Source organism: Vibrio sp. 1249-1 (genome assembly GCF_033340495.1).
Genome location: NZ_JAWOWJ010000277.1, coordinates 1 through 313, shown reverse-complemented (window position 1 = coordinate 313; position 313 = coordinate 1). Strand labels below are relative to the sequence as shown.

Here is a 313-nt window from a genome sequence, read left to right as displayed (position 1 = left end):
CGTTCTAAAGTGCCAAGCGCTTGGTGCGTGTTATCTTTTGAACAGGCGCTTAAAAGGGCAATAACCAATGTGCCAAAAATGATTCGCTTCATAGTGCGGTGCTTCCTTTGAAGAAGTAATGCATGAATAGATAACTTGCGAACGGGGGCGTGTTGATTGAGCCCGCTAACCCGTCGCTAACCGCCATCCATAACGATTTCTTTTTAGAGCTTAGCATTTTATCTACAAGCGATTCTTTTTAAATAGAGAGGCTTAGCGTTGGAAGAGGGCTATGAAGGCCTCAATTTAAAGAACCTTGACCAAGCTCCGGTTT

General features: G+C 44.1%; 1 protein-coding gene. It reads right to left on the bottom strand.

Going from position 1 to position 313, the window contains the following annotated elements; translation table 11 throughout:
- Window positions 1–92, bottom strand: a 92-nt coding sequence (locus R7Z50_RS25820; protein WP_318149519.1) for a lipoprotein, incomplete at its 3' end; no start/stop codon positions are given.
- Between the last annotated feature and the right edge of the window lie 221 nt (window positions 93–313).